General features: G+C 67.8%; 12 protein-coding genes and 2 pseudogenes. 10 read left to right on the top strand and 4 right to left on the bottom strand.

Annotation, left to right across the window (positions count from 1 at the left end; genetic code table 11):
- Positions 1-271 (bottom strand): annotated as a pseudogene (prfB, locus tag AC1DKD_RS33800) (peptide chain release factor 2); the annotation flags it as partial.
- Positions 272-470: 199 nt separating this feature from the next.
- Between prfB and AC1DKD_RS33795 the strand changes: the two are divergent.
- On the top strand, positions 471-1,199 hold the full coding sequence (locus tag AC1DKD_RS33795; RefSeq protein ID WP_441630016.1) for a peptidoglycan DD-metalloendopeptidase family protein: 729 nt from the start codon (positions 471-473) through the stop codon (positions 1,197-1,199).
- Positions 1,200-1,220: 21 nt separating this feature from the next.
- On the opposite strand, the gene recJ is transcribed toward AC1DKD_RS33795, so the two are convergent.
- Together recJ and AC1DKD_RS33785 are read right to left on the bottom strand one after the other, a co-directional pair.
- On the bottom strand, positions 1,221-2,918 hold the full coding sequence (gene recJ, locus AC1DKD_RS33790; protein ID WP_441630018.1) for a single-stranded-DNA-specific exonuclease RecJ: 1,698 nt from the start codon (positions 2,916-2,918) through the stop codon (positions 1,221-1,223).
- Between the two features lie 24 nt (positions 2,919-2,942).
- On the bottom strand, positions 2,943-4,067 hold the full coding sequence (locus AC1DKD_RS33785) for a hypothetical protein (protein WP_477111069.1): 1,125 nt from the start codon (positions 4,065-4,067) through the stop codon (positions 2,943-2,945).
- Between the two features lie 149 nt (positions 4,068-4,216).
- On the opposite strand from AC1DKD_RS33785, the gene AC1DKD_RS33780 reads away from it, so the two are divergent.
- From AC1DKD_RS33780 to AC1DKD_RS33765, 4 genes are all read left to right on the top strand, one after another.
- Positions 4,217-5,467, top strand: coding sequence for a lipoprotein-releasing ABC transporter permease subunit (locus AC1DKD_RS33780; protein ID WP_477144232.1), 1,251 nt, complete (start codon positions 4,217-4,219; stop codon positions 5,465-5,467).
- The gene (gene lolD / locus AC1DKD_RS33775) at positions 5,460-6,206 is read left to right on the top strand and encodes a lipoprotein-releasing ABC transporter ATP-binding protein LolD (protein WP_441630022.1); all 747 of its coding nucleotides are present in this window, start codon (positions 5,460-5,462) and stop codon (positions 6,204-6,206) included. Before AC1DKD_RS33780 ends, lolD begins: the two co-directional genes overlap by 8 nt.
- Positions 6,207-6,233: 27 nt before the next feature.
- A complete protein-coding gene (locus tag AC1DKD_RS33770; protein ID WP_477111068.1) occupies positions 6,234-7,109 on the top strand; it encodes a TatD family hydrolase in 876 nt (291 codons plus the stop codon).
- Positions 7,110-7,173: 64 nt separating this feature from the next.
- Positions 7,174-9,624, top strand: coding sequence for a DNA internalization-related competence protein ComEC/Rec2 (locus AC1DKD_RS33765; RefSeq protein WP_477144231.1), 2,451 nt, complete (start codon positions 7,174-7,176; stop codon positions 9,622-9,624).
- On the opposite strand, the gene AC1DKD_RS33760 is transcribed toward AC1DKD_RS33765, so the two are convergent.
- The gene (locus AC1DKD_RS33760; protein WP_477144230.1) at positions 9,536-10,474 is read right to left on the bottom strand and encodes a MurR/RpiR family transcriptional regulator; all 939 of its coding nucleotides are present in this window, start codon (positions 10,472-10,474) and stop codon (positions 9,536-9,538) included. The two genes, AC1DKD_RS33765 and AC1DKD_RS33760, sit on opposite strands and share 89 nt — an antisense overlap.
- A gap of 210 nt (positions 10,475-10,684) precedes the next feature.
- Between AC1DKD_RS33760 and edd the strand changes: the two genes are divergently transcribed.
- The 5 genes and pseudogenes from edd to AC1DKD_RS33735 form a co-directional block, all read left to right on the top strand.
- On the top strand, positions 10,685-12,556 hold the full coding sequence (edd, locus tag AC1DKD_RS33755; RefSeq protein WP_477144229.1) for a phosphogluconate dehydratase: 1,872 nt from the start codon (positions 10,685-10,687) through the stop codon (positions 12,554-12,556).
- 189 nt (positions 12,557-12,745) lie between these two features.
- Positions 12,746-13,255 carry a gluconokinase gene (locus AC1DKD_RS33750; RefSeq protein WP_035859211.1) on the top strand — a complete coding sequence of 170 codons (510 nt, stop codon included), beginning with the start codon at positions 12,746-12,748 and terminating at the stop codon, positions 13,253-13,255.
- Positions 13,256-13,551: 296 nt separating this feature from the next.
- Positions 13,552-14,731, top strand: a pseudogene (locus tag AC1DKD_RS33745) (circularly permuted type 2 ATP-grasp protein).
- Between the two features lie 94 nt (positions 14,732-14,825).
- The gene (locus tag AC1DKD_RS33740) at positions 14,826-15,779 is read left to right on the top strand and encodes an alpha-E domain-containing protein (protein ID WP_441630032.1); all 954 of its coding nucleotides are present in this window, start codon (positions 14,826-14,828) and stop codon (positions 15,777-15,779) included.
- A 39-nt stretch (positions 15,780-15,818) separates the two neighbouring features.
- Positions 15,819-15,928: transglutaminase N-terminal domain-containing protein (locus AC1DKD_RS33735; protein WP_477144233.1), on the top strand; the 110-nt coding region annotated here is incomplete at its 3' end.

The raw sequence follows: 15,928 nt of genomic DNA, 5'->3' as shown, positions 1-15,928 counted from the left end.
GCGCGCGAGCTCGAACAGCTCCTCGGCGCCGCTGAGGTCATCGGTGAGCTTGCCGAGCACGCCGACCACGCCCTCCAGCATTTTCTTTTCCTTGCCGAGATCCTGGGCCCGCTTGGGGTTGTTCCAGACCTCGGGATCCTCGAGTTCGCCGTTGACTTCGTCGAGTCTTCCTACTTTGACATCGTAGTCAAAGATACCCCCGTAGATCTTCCGTTCGCGAACGGAGATCGGAGATGGCACCGGAGATGGCGTTGAGGCGTTCTGCTTCCATGATGTTCCTGCGCTTTCAAAACCTTGAATTATAGCGGATCGGGGGCTGTCTTCCGCCGCCCGGATGCAGTCTGTTGCATGATTTCGAACGGTTCGCGTCGCGAACGGTCTACAGTTGCGGGTGCCTCATGGCAGACGCGAGGGTGCTGGCGGGCGCAACCGGCTTCAAGATATGGACAGGGAGGAACGATAAGTACGTGATGAAGCAAAGCAACCACGACAAGACAAACGCGCGCCGCCGCGCGCTTGGCCTGCTGGCCGCCGCGGCGGCGGCTTGCCTCGCGGCCGGCTGTGGCACCCTGGCCAGCGAACCCGCGCCCGACGGCTATTACCGGGTGCAGAGCGGCGACACCTTGTATACCGTCGCCCGGCGACACAAGCGCACGGTGCGCGAGCTGACGCGCTGGAACCAGTTGCCCAGCGCCGATCGCATCGAGGTAGGGCAGTTGCTGCGGATTCGCCCACCGGCCGGCGCCAGCGCCAGCACGGGTGGCGGGGCCAGCGGCGGCCCGGTGGCGGTGGGGGATACCCCGCGCGTGGACAACAGCGCGCCGTCGCGGGCGCCGGCTACCAGCATCCGCCTGCAATGGCCGGCTGACGGCCGCGTTACCGCGGGCTACGGGCCGCCCGCCAGCAAGGGCCTGCGCATCAACACGGCGCCTGGCAGCACGGTGCGCGCCGCGGCCGGGGGCAAGGCGATCCACGTCGGCAACCTGCGCGGCTACGGCATGCTGGTCATCATCAAGCACGACGACAACTGGCTGACGGTCTACGGCAACCTGGACAAGCCCTCGGTCAGCGAGGGCGCGCAGGTGTCCGGGGGGCAGGAAGTGGGCCGCATGGGCACGGCCGACAGCGAACTGCACTTCGAGGTGCGCAGCAACGGCAAGCCGGTCGATCCGGCAGGATTGCTGCCCGCGCGCGGCTGACGTCGGGGCGGGGCGCGCACGCTACTGCGCGTGCTCGATCACCATCTGCACGCGGGTGACGCCATTGAAGGTGTTGTTGTCGAGCCGGTAGGCCACCAGCGCGCTGGCGCCCAGCGACTCAGCATGGTTGAACCAGATGGCGTCGAAGCGCTGGCTGCCGCGCCCGAGCTGCAGCTTGAGGTGCTTGCCCTTGAGCACGCTCTGGCGCAAGACATCGAACTCGCCGCAGAACGTGGGCGCCGGGAAGCCCTGGCCCCATACCTGCTGCTCCAGCAGCGAAACGAACTCCGGGCTGAAGCAGGCATCCTCGATATCGCCATCGGTTTCGATCACACGGGCAAGCTGCTCGTCGCTCAACCATTCGCGCCCCACGGTCTCGAACGCCTCCATGAACTGCGCGAAATCGCCCGCGCCCAGGGTCAGGCCGGCCGCCATGGCGTGGCCGCCGAATTTCTTCAGCAGGCCGGGGTGGCGTTTGGATATCAGATCCAGGGCATCGCGCAGGTGAAAGCCCGGGATCGAACGGCCCGAGCCTTTGATCGTATCCTCGTCGCCCGGCGCGAAGGTGATGGTGGGGCGGTGGTATTTTTCCTTGAGGCGCGAGGCCACGATGCCGATCACGCCCTGGTGCCAGGTGTCGTTGAACACGCTGATAGTGAAGCGCGCGGCCGGGTCCAGCGCGCCCAGCGGGCCTTCCAGGATCTGCAGCGCTTCCTGCTGCATGCCGGCCTCGATATCGCGCCGCTCGCGGTTCATGCCGTCAAGTTCCTGGGCGATTTCCCAGGCGCGGTTGGCGTCGTCGGTCAGCAGGCATTCGATGCCGAGCGACATGTCGGCCAGGCGCCCGGCGGCGTTCAGGCGCGGGCCCACGCCAAAGCCCAGGTCGAAGGTGTTGGCGCGCGTCGCCTCGCGCCCGGCGGCGCGGAACAGGGCGGCCACGCCGGCGTGCATGCGGCCGGCGCGCATGCGCTTGAGGCCTTGCGCGACCAGGATGCGGTTGTTGCTGTCGAGCTTGACCACGTCCGCCACGGTGCCCAGCGCGACCAGGTCGAGCAGGGTGTCGAGGCGCGGCTGGGTCTGTGTGTCGAATACGCCACGGCGGCGCAGTTCCGCGCGCAGCGCCAGCAGCACGTAGAACATCACGCCCACGCCCGCCAGGTTCTTGCTCGGGAATTCGCAGCCTGGCTGGTTGGGGTTGACGATCACTGCGGCGTCGGGCAACTGGTCGCCGGGCAGGTGGTGATCGGTCACCACCACATCGATGCCGAGCGCATTGGCGGCAGCGACGCCGTCGACGCTGGCGATGCCGTTGTCCACGGTGACGATCACATCCGGCTGCTGCTTGGCGGCCAGCGCCACGATTTCCGGGGTCAGGCCGTAGCCGTACTCGAAGCGGTTGGGCACGATGTAGTCGATGCGCGCGCCCAGCATGCGCAGGCCGCGCACGCCGACCGCGCAGGCGGTGGCGCCGTCGCAGTCGTAGTCGGCCACGATCAGCAGGCGCCGGCCGGCGGCGATGGCGTCCGCCAGGTAAGTCGCGGCCTGGTCGATGCCCTTCAGGGCGGCCGGCGGCACCAGGCCCGGCAGTTCAGTGGCGAGTTCGGCGGGTTCGCGCACGCCGCGCGCCGACAGGATGCGCGCCAGCGTGGGATGCAGGCCGAGTCCGGCCAGCTTGCCGGCATGTTCRGTGGAGAAGGAGCGAACGGCGATTCGGGTCATGTACGGCTTGCGGGAAAACGGTGATCAGGCGGCATAGGCGAGGTCGGACAGCAGCGCGCGCCAGTCGCCGCGCTGGCCCAGGCCGCGCCAGAATTTGCGCAGGTCGGCGCGGCGCACGGTGAATTCGGCGTAGTGGTTGTCGCCGGCCAGCATCAGCGTCACCGCTTGCAACTGGCCGCCTTCGAGTGCGGCCAGCGCCGGGGAGAACCATTCGGCATCGAGTGCGTGCATGCGCTCGATCCACAGGCCCCAGTCTTCGGCGATATGGGCTTCGATGGCGTCCTCAAGCAGCACCATGGCGCTGCCCTCGATGCTTTCGATGGCCTTGAAGCGCGCCGGCGCGGGCTGGCACACAGTGCCGCCGGCCAGCGCCAGGCCGTGCAGGAAAGCGTCGCCTGTCAAAACCGTGTCGGCCAGGCGCGGCACTTGTTGCAGGATGCCGCCGCCGTGGAGCCAGACAGAATTGATGGAGAGCTCTCCGGCGGCTTCCCTGGCCTGGTTCACCGGATGGTCGTACCAGGTCATCTGGATTTCGTTCTGGATCCGGCGCCAGTCGCGGGCGCGCACTCCGGACTGCATCCATACATCGATATTGCGGCCGGTGGCGCGCAGCGGGCTGGCCGCCACAAGTGGCCCGAACACGGCTTCCGGGATGTACCAGCGGGCCGGATGCGGCGTTTCCAGCAAAATGCCGGACTCCCGCAGCAGGTCAGACACCGCGGCGTGCAGGGCGGCCGACTCCTCGGCCCGGACGTGCAACTGAGCCGGGTCCATCAGCACCAGGTGGTCGCGCGCGGCGTGGATGTGTACCGGTTGCAGGCAAGCCCACGCCTGGCCGTCGTTCGCGGCGGCGCCCGCGCCGGCTGCGCCTATATCCGCCAGTCGCATGAACGGGGCGCTGGGCACGCGGACAGTGTCGAGCCCGGCACGTCCGGCCAGCCAGCGCTCATGCGGCAGCGAGCGCTGGAAGGGATCGTCGTGGCGCTCGCGCGGGCCGGGGCTGGCGCGGGTAAGCAACTTTCCCAGCGCCGGCAACTCCAACTGCCGCAGCAGGGCTTCCAGCATGGCGTCGTTGCCCCCGCCGTCCGCGTCGATCGCGGCGCCGGGCGGGACGGAAAAGGGCACAATCAGGGTCAGGTGCGTCATCATGGTGCCGAGATTGTAAACTTGCGGCTGGCGGCCGGCGGAAATATCGTCCCCCGGCCCGGCTGGGACAGTGGCGCGAGCCCGCAGCCAGTAAGCCATATGCGGCGTTGGCGGTGTGGCGCCGGCGTTACTCCCTAACAACAGGAACCCTCTTGAACTTTCCTTACGAGTGGCAGATCGGTTGGCGATACACCCGCGCAAGCAAGCGCGCCAGCCGCAACACCTTTATTTCCTTTATCTCGATGATTTCCATGGCCGGCATCGCGCTGGGCGTGGCGGCGCTGATCGTGGTGCTGTCGGTGATGAATGGCTTCCAGAAAGAAGTGCGCGACCGCATGCTATCGGTGCTGTCGCACATCGAGGTGGTCGGGCCCGGGGCGCTGCCCGACTGGCAAAAGACCGCCGCCGAGGCGCTGCGCAACRAGGAAGTGATCGGTGCCGCGCCCTATGTGGCCGCGCAGGCCATGCTGACCCGGGATGATGCGGTGCGCGGCGTGCTGCTGCGCGGGGTCGAGCCTTCCGAAGAGCCCAAGGTGTCCGATATCGGCAAGCAGTTCCGGGGCGGCGGCATGGATCGCCTGCTGCCCGGCGAATTCGGCATCGCGCTGGGCAACGAACTGGCCAATGCCATGGGTGTGCAGGTGGGCGACAAGGTCACGGTGGTCGTGCCGCAGGGCACCATCACGCCGGCCGGGGTGCTGCCGCGGCTCAAGCAGTTCACGGTGGTCGGGGTGTTCTCGTCGGGCCATTTCGAGTTCGACAGCGCGCTGGCGCTGATCAATATCCGCGACGCCGAAGCCATGTTCCGCCTCGCCGGGCCCACCGGCGTGCGCCTGAAACTGACGGACATGCAGCGCGCGCCGCAAGTGGCCGACGCGCTGGCCGGCACGCTCTCGGGTGAGCTCTACCTGCGCGACTGGTCCAAGCAGAACCGCAACTGGTTCGCCGCGGTGCAGACCGAGAAGCGCATGATGTTCATCATCCTCACGTTGATCATCGCCGTGGCCGCGTTCAACCTGGTGTCCACGCTGGTCATGACCGTGACGGACAAGCAGGCCGACATCGCCATCCTGCGCACCATGGGCGCCCAGCCCGGTTCGATCACCAAGATCTTCATCGTGCAGGGCGTGGCCATCGGCTTTATCGGCACGCTGGCGGGCGTGGCCGGCGGCGCGCTGATCGCCTTCAACATCGACGTGATCGTTCCCTTTATCGAGCGGCTGCTGCATGTGCAGTTCCTGCCGCGCGACATCTATTTCATTAGTGAATTGCCCTCGGATCCCCGCGTGAACGACATTGCCACCATCGGTATCGTTTCCTTTGTACTGTCCATCCTGGCCACGCTCTACCCAAGCTGGCGCGCTGCCCGCGTCAATCCGGCGGAGGCGCTGCGCTATGAGTGAAACCCTGTTGCGCGCCGAACCGGCCGGCAGCGCCGCCGATGCGCCGGGCCAAGCCAACGGCACGCCCGTCCTGCTGGGCGAGGGCCTGACCAAGCGTTTCCGCCAGGGCGGCCTGGACGTGACCGTGCTCAAGGGCGTGGACGTGCGGGTCGAGGCGGGGGAGAAGGTTGCCATCGTCGGCGCGTCCGGCTCCGGCAAAAGTACCTTGCTGCATGTGCTGGGCGGACTCGACAACCCTGACAGTGGCCGGGTTGCCTTGCAGGGCCGGCCCTTTACGGCGCTGCGCGAGAGCGAGCGCAATATCGTGCGCAATCGCGAGCTGGGATTCATCTACCAGTTCCACCACCTGCTGCCTGAGTTCACGGCGCTGGACAACGTGGCCATGCCGATGCGCATCCGCGGGCTGCGTCAGCCCGAGGCGCGGGCGGCGGCGATGGCGGTGCTGGAGCGGGTGGGGCTGGGCGACCGGGCGCAGCACCGGCCCGGCGAGCTGTCCGGCGGCGAACGGCAGCGGGTGGCGATTGCCCGCGCGCTGGTCGGCAGCCCGGCGTGCGTGCTGGCCGACGAGCCCACAGGCAACCTGGACGACCACACGGCGGGTGGCGTCTACGACCTGATGCTGGAGCTGTCGCGCACGCTGGGCACCAGCTTCGTGATCGTGACCCACGACCTCGACCTGGCCAGCCGCTGCGACCGCGTGCTGCGCCTGCGCGACGGGCACCTCCACGCCGAACGCTGAAGCGCATCGCCGCGCCGGCACACCGCCATGTGGATCGATACCCATTGCCACCTCGACGCCGGCGAATTCGACGCCGACCGTGATGCCGTAGCCGCCGCCGCCGCCGCGACTGGCGTCACCGGCATCGTGCTGCCGGCGGTGGCCGTGTCCAATTTTGCCGCGGTGCGCGCGCTGGCGCAGCGGCACCCTGGCTGCGTCTACGCCCTGGGTATCCATCCGCTGTGCACGCCGGGTGCCGCGCAGTCCGATCTCGATGCCTTGCGCCGGGAGGTGCAAGCCTCGCTGGCCGATCCGCGCTTCGTCGGCATCGGCGAGATCGGGCTGGATTTCTTCGTGCCCGGCCTCGATGCCGCGCACCAGACGTGGATCTACACCGAGCAGCTCAAGATTGCCCGCGAGTTCGACTTGCCGGTGCTGCTGCATGTGCGCAAGTCGCAGGACCAGGTGGCGGCGCAGCTGCGGCGCGCCGGCGTGCGCCAGGGCATCGCCCACGCCTTCAATGGCAGCGTGCAGCAGGCGCGCGGCTTTGTCGATCAAGGCCTCAAGCTGGGCTTTGGCGGCAACCTGACTTTCAGCCGCGCGAAGCAGATCCGGCGCCTGGCGCTGGAGTTGCCGCTCGACGCCATCGTGCTCGAAACCGATGCGCCTGACATCGCCCCCGCATGGCTGTCCGACGACCAGTTCGGCGAGCAGCACAAGGCGCGCAATACGCCTGCCGAAGTGGTGGGCGTGGCCAGGGTGCTGGGCGAGTTGCGTGGTCTCGATGCCGCGACGCTGGCACCGGCGATGTGGCAAAACTCGGTGGCTGCGCTGCCACGCCTGGCCGCCTTTGCGGCAACCATGTTCCCATCGGCATTGCCTGCCCCGGCCGAAACAACCGGCAACCTTTCCGTCTCATCCTGACAAGTTTCGCGGCTGGCGACGGCTGTATAAGCAAACACATCTGACTTCCCGTCCGGGAGCTGGCATGCGTTTGATCCTGCTCGCCTTCGTGGCGGGCTGCTGGTGGCTGCAACAACAGGGCTCGCTGCCGCGCGGCGCCACGGCGTGGGGGCTGGTGGCGGCCGGGGTTGTCGTGGCCCTGCTCGCGCTACGCATGCGCCGCTCCGGCCGGGCTCGCGCGGTCTTGATCGTGCTGTCGGTGCTGGCGGGTTTCGGCTGGTCGGCTTGGCGCGCGGAACTCAGGCTGGGAGAACGCCTGGCGCCCGAACTGGAAGGCGTGGACCTGCTGCTGAGCGGCGTCGTTGCAGGCCTGCCGGCGCAGGCGCCGCGCGGCCAGCGCTTTGTGTTCGCGCTCGATGAGACGCAGGCCCATGGCATGACGACCGGCATTCCCTCGCAGATACTGCTGAGCTGGGACGATGCGCCACCCGCGTTGCGCCCCGGCGAGCGGTACGTCTTTTCGCTGCGTCTGCGCCGGCCGCACGGCCTGGCCAACCCTCATGGTTTCGACTACGAATACTGGCTGATGGCAGCCGGAATCGGCGCTACGGGCTACGTGCGCGACGTCCGGCGCGAGGCGCAGGAGGCCGTTGGTGAACAACTGGCGTGGAGGATCGCGCGATGGCGGATGCAGGTACGCGACCACGTGCTGGGCAGCCTGCCTCCGGATGCGCGCTTTGCTCCGGTCCTTGCGGCGCTGGTGGTGGGCGACCAGCGGGGTATCCAGCAGCGCGACTGGACCTTGTTCACCCGTACAGGCGTCGGCCACCTGATCAGCATCTCCGGCCTGCATATCACCATGATTTCCGGTCTCTTTTCCAGCTTCGCATACTGGTTGTGGCGGCATTCGTTTGGCCTTGGCAGTTGGCTGCGGCGGCCTTTACCGCTGTACTGGCCCGCGCGGCGCGCCGCACTGGTGGCGGCGGTGATGGCCGCACTCGCGTACGGCCTGCTGGCGGGCATGCAGGTGCCGGCGCAGCGTACCGTGTCGATGCTGGTCGTGGCGGCGCTGGCGCTATGGAGCGGCCGCGCGCCGCCTGCTTCCCTGGTGCTGGCCTGGGCCGCGTTCGCGGCGATCGGGCTCGATCCCTGGGCCGTGCTGTCGCCCGGCTTCTGGCTGTCCTTCGGCGCTGTGGGCGTGATCTTCCTGGCCGCGGCGCAGCCCGCCGGGGATGCTGCGTCCTCGTGGTGGCAGCGTCTGCGGTCCACGCTGGCGCAGGCCACACGCACGCAATGGGCCGTCACCGTCGGGCTGGTGCCGTTGACTCTGTTGCTGTTCCAGCAGGTCTCGGTGATCTCGCCACTGGCCAATGCAGTGGCGATTCCGCTGGTCAGCCTGCTGGTGACGCCGCTGGCCCTGCTGGCGGCGGCGCTGCCGGCACCGCTGGCGGGCTGGCTGCTCGTCCCTGCGCACCTGCTGCTGCACTGGCTGGTGATAGGCCTGGAGTGGCTGGCGGCGCCGCCGTGGGCGGTGTGGCAGGCCGCGCGCGCGGGTCCGTTCGCGCTGGGGCTGGCGGTGCTCGGCACGCTGCTGTTGCTGGCGCCCGTGCGTTGCGGCGTGCGTGCGCGCCTGCATGGCGTCGTGCTGCTGCTGCCGATGGTGGTGGCGGGGCGTCAGCCGGTGGCGCAAGGCGAGTTTCGTGCCACCGCGATCGATATCGGGCAAGGCACCGCGGTGCTGGTGGAAACGCACTCGCATGTGCTGCTCTACGATGCCGGTCCGGCCTACGGGTGGGGCGCCGGACGCGGCGAGCCGGGCAGCAGCGCGGGCGCGCGCGCCATCGTGCCGTATCTGCGCGGCGCGGGCGTGCGCAGGCTCGACGCACTGGTGATCAGTCATGAAGATGCCGATCACGCAGGCGGGGCGCGCGACGTGATGGCGGCGTTGGCGGTGGACAGYCTGCTGTCAGGTGCGCCATCAGGCCATCGGCTGCTGGCGCCGCCTGCGGGTGCTGCCTCGCCAAAGGCCCGGCCCTGCGCGGCGGGGCAGCGGTGGGAGTGGGACGGGGTTCGCTTTGTCATGCTGCATCCCTTGCCGGGCGTGGCGCAGAACGCTGCCATCGACAGCAATGCGCGCAGTTGCGTGCTCAAGGTGGAGGCCAGCGCGCGCAGCCTTCTGCTGACTGGCGATATCTCCCGGCGCGACGAGGCGGCGCTGCTGGCGCGGCTGCCGACGCAAGACCTGCGCGCCGATTTCCTGCAGGCGCCGCACCATGGCAGCAACACCTCGTCCAGCGGGTCGTTCCTGGGCGTGGTGGCGCCCGAGCTGGCGCTGTTCCAGATGGGCTATCGCAATCGCCACCGGCATCCGCGCCCCGAKATCTGGGATCGCTACGGCTCGCACGGCATCGCGCGCTATCGCAGCGACGAAACCGGCGCGGTCCAGATCATGACGCGCGGCGAGTCTTACGAGGTGCGGGCTTACCGCCAGCACGAGCGGCGCTACTGGCGCGCGGCGCCGCCGGCGCCTCGYTGAGATGCGCGGGCTCGGCCTGGGCGATGCGGCGCTCGCGCAGATGGGCCTTGGCGCGCTGCAGGCCGGCGGAGACGGTGTCGGCGCGTTCCAGTGCGACGCCGGCCGCAAGCACGTCGCCCAGCACCAGGTGGCAGATGCGGGAGGTCATTGGCGTGTAGACCTCGCTGTCTTCTTCCACGTCCGAGAACACGCATACGTCCGCCAGCGCGGCCAGCGGCGAACCGCTGTGGGTCAGCGCCAGCACGCTGGCGCCGCTGGCGCGGGCCAGCGTGGCGGCGGCCAGCATGTCCCAGGTGCGCCCGCTGTTGGAAACCAGCACCGCCACATCGCCTGGGCCGAGCAACGCCGCGGACATGCTGAATACATGCGAATCCGAGTACGCAACGGTGGGAATGCCGAGGCGGAAGAACTTGTGCTGGATATCCAGCGCGACGATGCCAGAGTTGCCGCAGCCATAGAACTCGATGCGCCGCGCCGCCGCGAGCAGCTGGATGCCGTGCTCGATCTGGTCCGCGGACAGCGCATTGCGCACTGTCATCAGCGTGGCGATGGTGCGGTCGAACACCTTGCCGGCGATGTCGGCGGGACGGTCTTCGGCCTTGACGTCCTGGTGCACGAAGGGCGTGCCGCCGCCCACGTTCTGGGCGAACTGGAGTTTGAACTCGCGGAAGCCGTCATAACCGAGCGCGGCGCAAAAGCGCGCGATGGTGGGCTGGGATACACCCGCTCGCTCGGCCAGTTCTGGCATCGACAAACGGATCACGCTGGCGCCGTGCCGGGCAACGTAGTCGGCAAGGCGGCGTTCGGAGGGGCGAAGCGTGTCGTAGACGGCAAGGATTCGGTCGCGCATGGTAAGGAGGGCTGTCTGTGCCGGGGCATTCTTGTGCCTTTGGCCCCGGTATCCGGGGTTCGGTAGTTCGCACTGCATGTAGATATTCTACATAATCAACATCGAAATCGCCTCGGCTTCCGGTGGGCTTGTGACTAGGGGTTTCACCTATTCTGTCGATTTTTGCCGTGAATGCGGCGCTTTGTGATGCGTGCGCATGGTGTTTTCAAATTGCCCGAAGTACAGTCCGTCACCGCGCGCGTGATCGCGCGCAGCCAGCGCAGCCGTGCCGCCTACCTGGCGCGTTGCGAACGCGCCCAGCAGGAGCTGGGTCCCTTGCGCGGGCTGTCCTGTGCCAACCTCGCGCATGGCCTGGCCGCGTTGCCAGTGCATGACAAGCTCAAGCTGCGGGTCGAGCATGCCGCCAATCTCGGCATCGTCACCGCCTATAACGACATGCTGTCGGCCCACCAGCCGTACGAGCGCTACCCCGGCGTGATCCGCGAGGCCGCGCGCGCCGTTGGCGCGGTGGCGCAGGTGGCGGGCGGGGTGCCGGCGATGTGCGACGGCATCACGCAGGGCAATGCCGGCATGGAGTTGTCGCTGTTCTCGCGCGACGCCATCGCGATGGCGACCGCGGTCTCGCTGTCGCACAACACCTTCGATGCCGCCGTGATGCTTGGCGTGTGCGACAAGATCGTGCCGGGCCTGCTGATGGGCGCGCTGCAGTTCGGCCACCTGCCGGTGGTGTTCGTGCCGGCCGGGCCGATGTCGACGGGCCTGTCCAACAAGGAAAAAGCGCGCGTGCGCCAGCTCTACGCCACCGGCCAGGTCGGCCGCGAAGCCTTGCTGGAAGCCGAGTGCGAGGCCTATCACGGGGCCGGCACCTGCACCTTCTACGGCACCGCCAACAGCAACCAGTTCCTGATGGAGATCATGGGGCTGCATATGCCCGGCGCGGCCTTTGTGCATCCTGACAGCGGTCTGCGCGATGCGCTCACCGCCGCCGCCGCGCAACGCGCGCTGGCCCTGACGGCGCGGGGTGCGGACTACCTCCCGCTGGCGCGCATCGTTGACGAACGCGCCGTGATCAATGCCGTGGTGGGCCTGCTGGCCACCGGCGGTTCGACCAACCACACCATCCACCTCGTGGCGATGGCGCGCGCGGCCGGCATCATCATCGACTGGGACGACTTCGACCGCCTCTCGCGCATCACGCCGCTGCTGGCGCGGGTCTATCCCAACGGCGCCGCCGACGTGAACCATTTCCACGCCGCCGGCGGCGTGGCCTACGTGATTCGCCAGTTGCTCGACGCGGGGCTGCTGCATGAGGACGTGGAAACCGTGGCCGGGCACGGCCTGGCACGCTACACGCAGGAACCCGTGATGATCGACGGCGTGCTGCAGTGGCGTGRCGGTGCGGCTACCAGCGGTGACGCGACGGTTCTGGCCACCGCGGCCGAGCCGTTCTCCGCCGAGGGCGGCCTGCGCTTGCTGCAGGGCAATCTTGGCCGCGGCATGATCAAGGTGTCGGCGGTGGCGCCGGAGCATCGGGTGGTGGAGGCGCCGGCGCGCGTCTTCGATTCCCAGGAAGGCTTGCAGGCCGCGTTCGATGCCGGCGAGCTGGCTGGCGATGTGGTCGCGGTGGTGCGCTTCCAGGGGCCGAACGCCAACGGCATGCCCGAGCTGCACCGCCTTACGCCGGTGCTGGGCGCGCTGCAGGATGCCGGCCACAAGGTGGCGCTGGTGACCGATGGGCGCATGTCGGGTGCTTCGGGTAAGGTGCCGGCTGTCATTCATGTGGGTCCGGAGGCACTTGCTGGGGGGCCCTTGTCGCGAGTGCGCGATGGCGACCGCCTCCGCGTGGATGCCGTCGCTGGCACCCTGGAATGGCTCGGTGGCGCCGACGGCGACGCCGACTTCGCGGCGCGCGCCTCGGCGGTACTGCCGGACGACGCTTTCGCCAGCTTCAGCGTCGGCCGCGGCCTGTTTGGCCTGTTCCGCCGCAATGCGCGGATAGCAGAAGAGGGCGGCAGCGCGCTGGACCTGTCCGAAGCCGACGCGCACGGCGCTGTCCAAACCGGCGCGGCCGTCGCACAATAGGCGGCGCGCCCCGATATTTGTGTCATTTGTGTCCCCGGCAGCCAACGGCTGGCGGGGACGACCCCGAGCCGGCCCATGCGGGTCCTATCATGGCTTCATGGCCGTATGCTTCCGGACACTGCCGGCGGCCGGCGCGGGGACTACCGACAAGGATGGGCAAACCATCCGAACACGATCGCTGGAGCAGACATGATCTACATCCTGATGGGCGTTTCCGGCAGCGGAAAGAGCACCGTCGGCCAGATGCTGGCCGAGACCCTGCATTGCGGCTTTCACGACGCCGATGATTTCCACAGCGCCGCCAACAAGGCGAAGATGCACAACGGCATCCCGCTGACTGATGAAGACCGCTGGCCCTGGCTGGCCGCCATGCGCGCGGCGATCGATGCGGCCCGCGCCGAAGGCCGCACCCATGTGTTCACCTGTTCCGCGTTGCGCCAGACCTATCGCGACCGGCTGACGCCGCCCGACGGCGGCGTGACCTTTGTCTATATGAAGGGCGACGCCGCGGTCATCGGCGGTCGCCTGGCCGAGCGCAGCGAGCACTTCTTCAATCCGGCGCTGCTGCAGAGCCAGTTCGAAACGCTGGAGGAGCCGCGCGACGCGCTGGTACTCGATATCCGCCAGACCCCTGAAGCCCTGGTGCAGTACATCCTGGCCGAAGTGCCGGCATGCAAGGGTACGGCCGTGGCGCGTTAGCGCGGCGCGGTTGCCCCCGCCCGGACCGTTCCCGGGCGCCGTCTTGGTGCGAATTGAGGAGGGGCTGGCAGACATCTTGCTTAATCCATGTTTGATGGCGCGAATGCCCGCCGCTTGCGGCTTTCGTGGTCATAGGTATCCTATAGGTACAGCACTTCGAAGCATGACGACGGTCCGCGGCTGCGCCGCCGGGCTGCGGGTGGTGACCTCAAGGTGCTGTGCCGGGAACAAGAAGCCAATCAAAACGGGATCGCCGGCAGTTTGGGCGGCGCCCAAATCATGGGGGAACGGCCATCATGGCGGCGCGGTTTTTCGACGAGATGCTCGATTGGCAAGATGGCGTGGCGGCAGCGATCCACGCGGGAGAGTCCCTGCCGGCAGGTGCCGTGCGGGGGCATTACAAGCAGTTCGCGGACTGGCTGGCGCGACAGTCCGAAGGCACCATGGGCAACAAGCGCGCGGAGGCGGACCTGATCTTCCGGCGTGTGGGCATCACTTTCGCCGTGTATGGCGAAAAGGACGAGTCCAACAGCGGCACCGAGCGCACCATCCCGTTCGACGTGATTCCCCGGATCTTTCCCGCCAGCGAGTGGGCCACGCTGGAGCGCGGGCTGCGCCAGCGGGTCTCCGCGCTGAATCGCTTCATTCACGATATCTATCACGGCCAGGACATCATCCGCGCCGGCGTGATTCCCCCAGACCAGATCTACAACAACGCGCAGTACCGGCCCGAGATGCTCGGCATCGACGTGCCGCGCGATATCTATGCCCACGTTGCGGGCATCGACGTGGTACGCGCGGGCGAGGGCGAGTTCTACGTGCTGGAAGACAACCTGCGCGTGCCCTCCGGCGTCTCCTACATGCTGGAGAACCGCAAGATGATGATGCGGTTGTTTCCCGACCTGTTCGCGCGCAACCGCGTGGCGCCGGTGGCCCACTATCCGGACCTGTTGCTCGACATGTTGCGCGGGGTCTCGCCGCAGAACATCGCCGATCCCACCGTGGTGGTACTGACGCCCGGCATGTACAACTCCGCCTATTTCGAGCACGCCTTCCTGGCCCAGCAGATGGGCGAACAATGTCCCGACCTATATGTGCCGCCGTCCCGACGACCTGCAGTACGTGCTCGATCACATGGACGAACTGGTGGTGAAGGAAACCCACGGCGCCGGCGGCTACGGCATGCTGGTGGGCCCGGCCGCCACCCGCGCCRAGATCGATACCTTCCGCGAGGTCGTGCGCGCGCGTCCGGAGCAGTACATCGCGCAACCCACGCTGGCGCTGTCAACCTGCCCGACCTACGTCGAGTCCGGCATCGCGCCGCGCCACATCGACCTGCGCCCATTCGTGCTGTCGGGCAAGGACGTGCGCATGGTGCCCGGCGGATTGACGCGCGTGGCGCTGCGGGAAGGCTCGCTGGTGGTCAATTCCTCGCAGGGCGGGGGCACCAAGGACACCTGGGTGCTGGAGCGCTGAAGCGCGGCGCTCGCAAGGATTGTTTGAGATTCCCGCGCCGGCCGCCTCGATGCCGGCGGCGCGCGGGCGAACAGTGCAGTACGAGGGGACTGACATGCTTAGCCGCACTGCCGACCATCTGTTCTGGATGGCGCGCTACACCGAGCGCGCGGAGAATACCGCGCGCATGCTCGACGTGAATTACCAGACGTCGCTGTTGCCGCAATCCGCCGAGGTGGCGGAGCAGGGCTGGTGGGCCATGCTCGATATCTCCGAGCTGACCACGGTGTTTGACGAGAAGTACGGCCTGCTGACGCGCGACGATGTGATCGACTTCATGGTGCGGGACATGACCAATGTCTCGTCGATCATGAGCTGCCTGCGCGCGGCGCGCGAGAATGCGCGCGCGGTGCGCGGCTCGCTGACCACCGAGGTGTGGGAGACCATCAACACCACCTGGCTCGACGTGCAGCGCATGATCGCTGACGGCATTCTGTCCGACGATCCCGCGCAATTCTTCGAGTGGGTCAAGTTCCGCTCCCACCTGGCCCGTGGCGTGCAGTTCGGCACCATGCTCAAGGACGATGCTTTCCATTTCATGCGGCTGGGTACGTTCCTGGAGCGCGCCGACAATACCGCGCGGATCCTCGATGTGAAATTCCAGGCCGGCACGCTGGACGACAGCGATCCCAATCGCGACGCCAACGATTTCTATCATTGGGCGGCGGTACTGCGCTCGGTGTCCGGCTTCGAGGTCTACCGCAAGATCTACCGCACGGTGATCACGCCCGAGCGCGTGGCCGAGCTGCTGATCCTGCGCCCGGACATGCCGCGTTCGCTGGTGTCGAGCATGGACGAGGTGGTGGCGATCCTGTCGCTGGTCGGGAACCAGCATTCTTCGGAGACCGAGCGGCAGGCTGGTAAACTCCACGCCGATTTGAAATACGCGCGCATCGACGACATCTTCGCCGTCGGGCTGCATGCTTACCTGACCAGTTTCCTGGAGCGCATCGGCGACCTCGGCAACGGCATCAGCCGGGATTTTCTCGTGCCGCTGCTGGCTGCCTGAGCCACTTCACGTGGGAGGTTGTGCCGGCCTCGCCATATCGTGAAATACAAGATTCACCACAAGACGGTYTACCGTTACRCCGAGCCRGTSCGSCGCAGCGTGCACGAACTGCGGCTCGCGCCGCGTTCGGGCCCGTTGCAGGCCGTGCA

This window comes from Cupriavidus sp. 05T313, from assembly GCF_056396665.1.
The sequence above is the reverse complement of the archived record's forward strand: the minus strand, read 5'-3'. Positions and strand labels throughout refer to the sequence as shown.

Coding starts and splice junctions, on each gene's coding strand:
- AC1DKD_RS33795 (WP_441630016.1), top strand. CDS start 471: ATGAAGCAAAGCAACCACGACAAGACAAACGCGCGCCGCCGCGCGCTT.
- AC1DKD_RS33785 (WP_477111069.1), bottom strand. CDS start 4,067: ATGATGACGCACCTGACCCTGATTGTGCCCTTTTCCGTCCCGCCCGGC.
- lolD (WP_441630022.1), top strand. CDS start 5,460: ATGAGTGAAACCCTGTTGCGCGCCGAACCGGCCGGCAGCGCCGCCGAT.
- AC1DKD_RS33770 (WP_477111068.1), top strand. CDS start 6,234: ATGTGGATCGATACCCATTGCCACCTCGACGCCGGCGAATTCGACGCC.
- AC1DKD_RS33750 (WP_035859211.1), top strand. CDS start 12,746: ATGATCTACATCCTGATGGGCGTTTCCGGCAGCGGAAAGAGCACCGTC.
- AC1DKD_RS33740 (WP_441630032.1), top strand. CDS start 14,826: ATGCTTAGCCGCACTGCCGACCATCTGTTCTGGATGGCGCGCTACACC.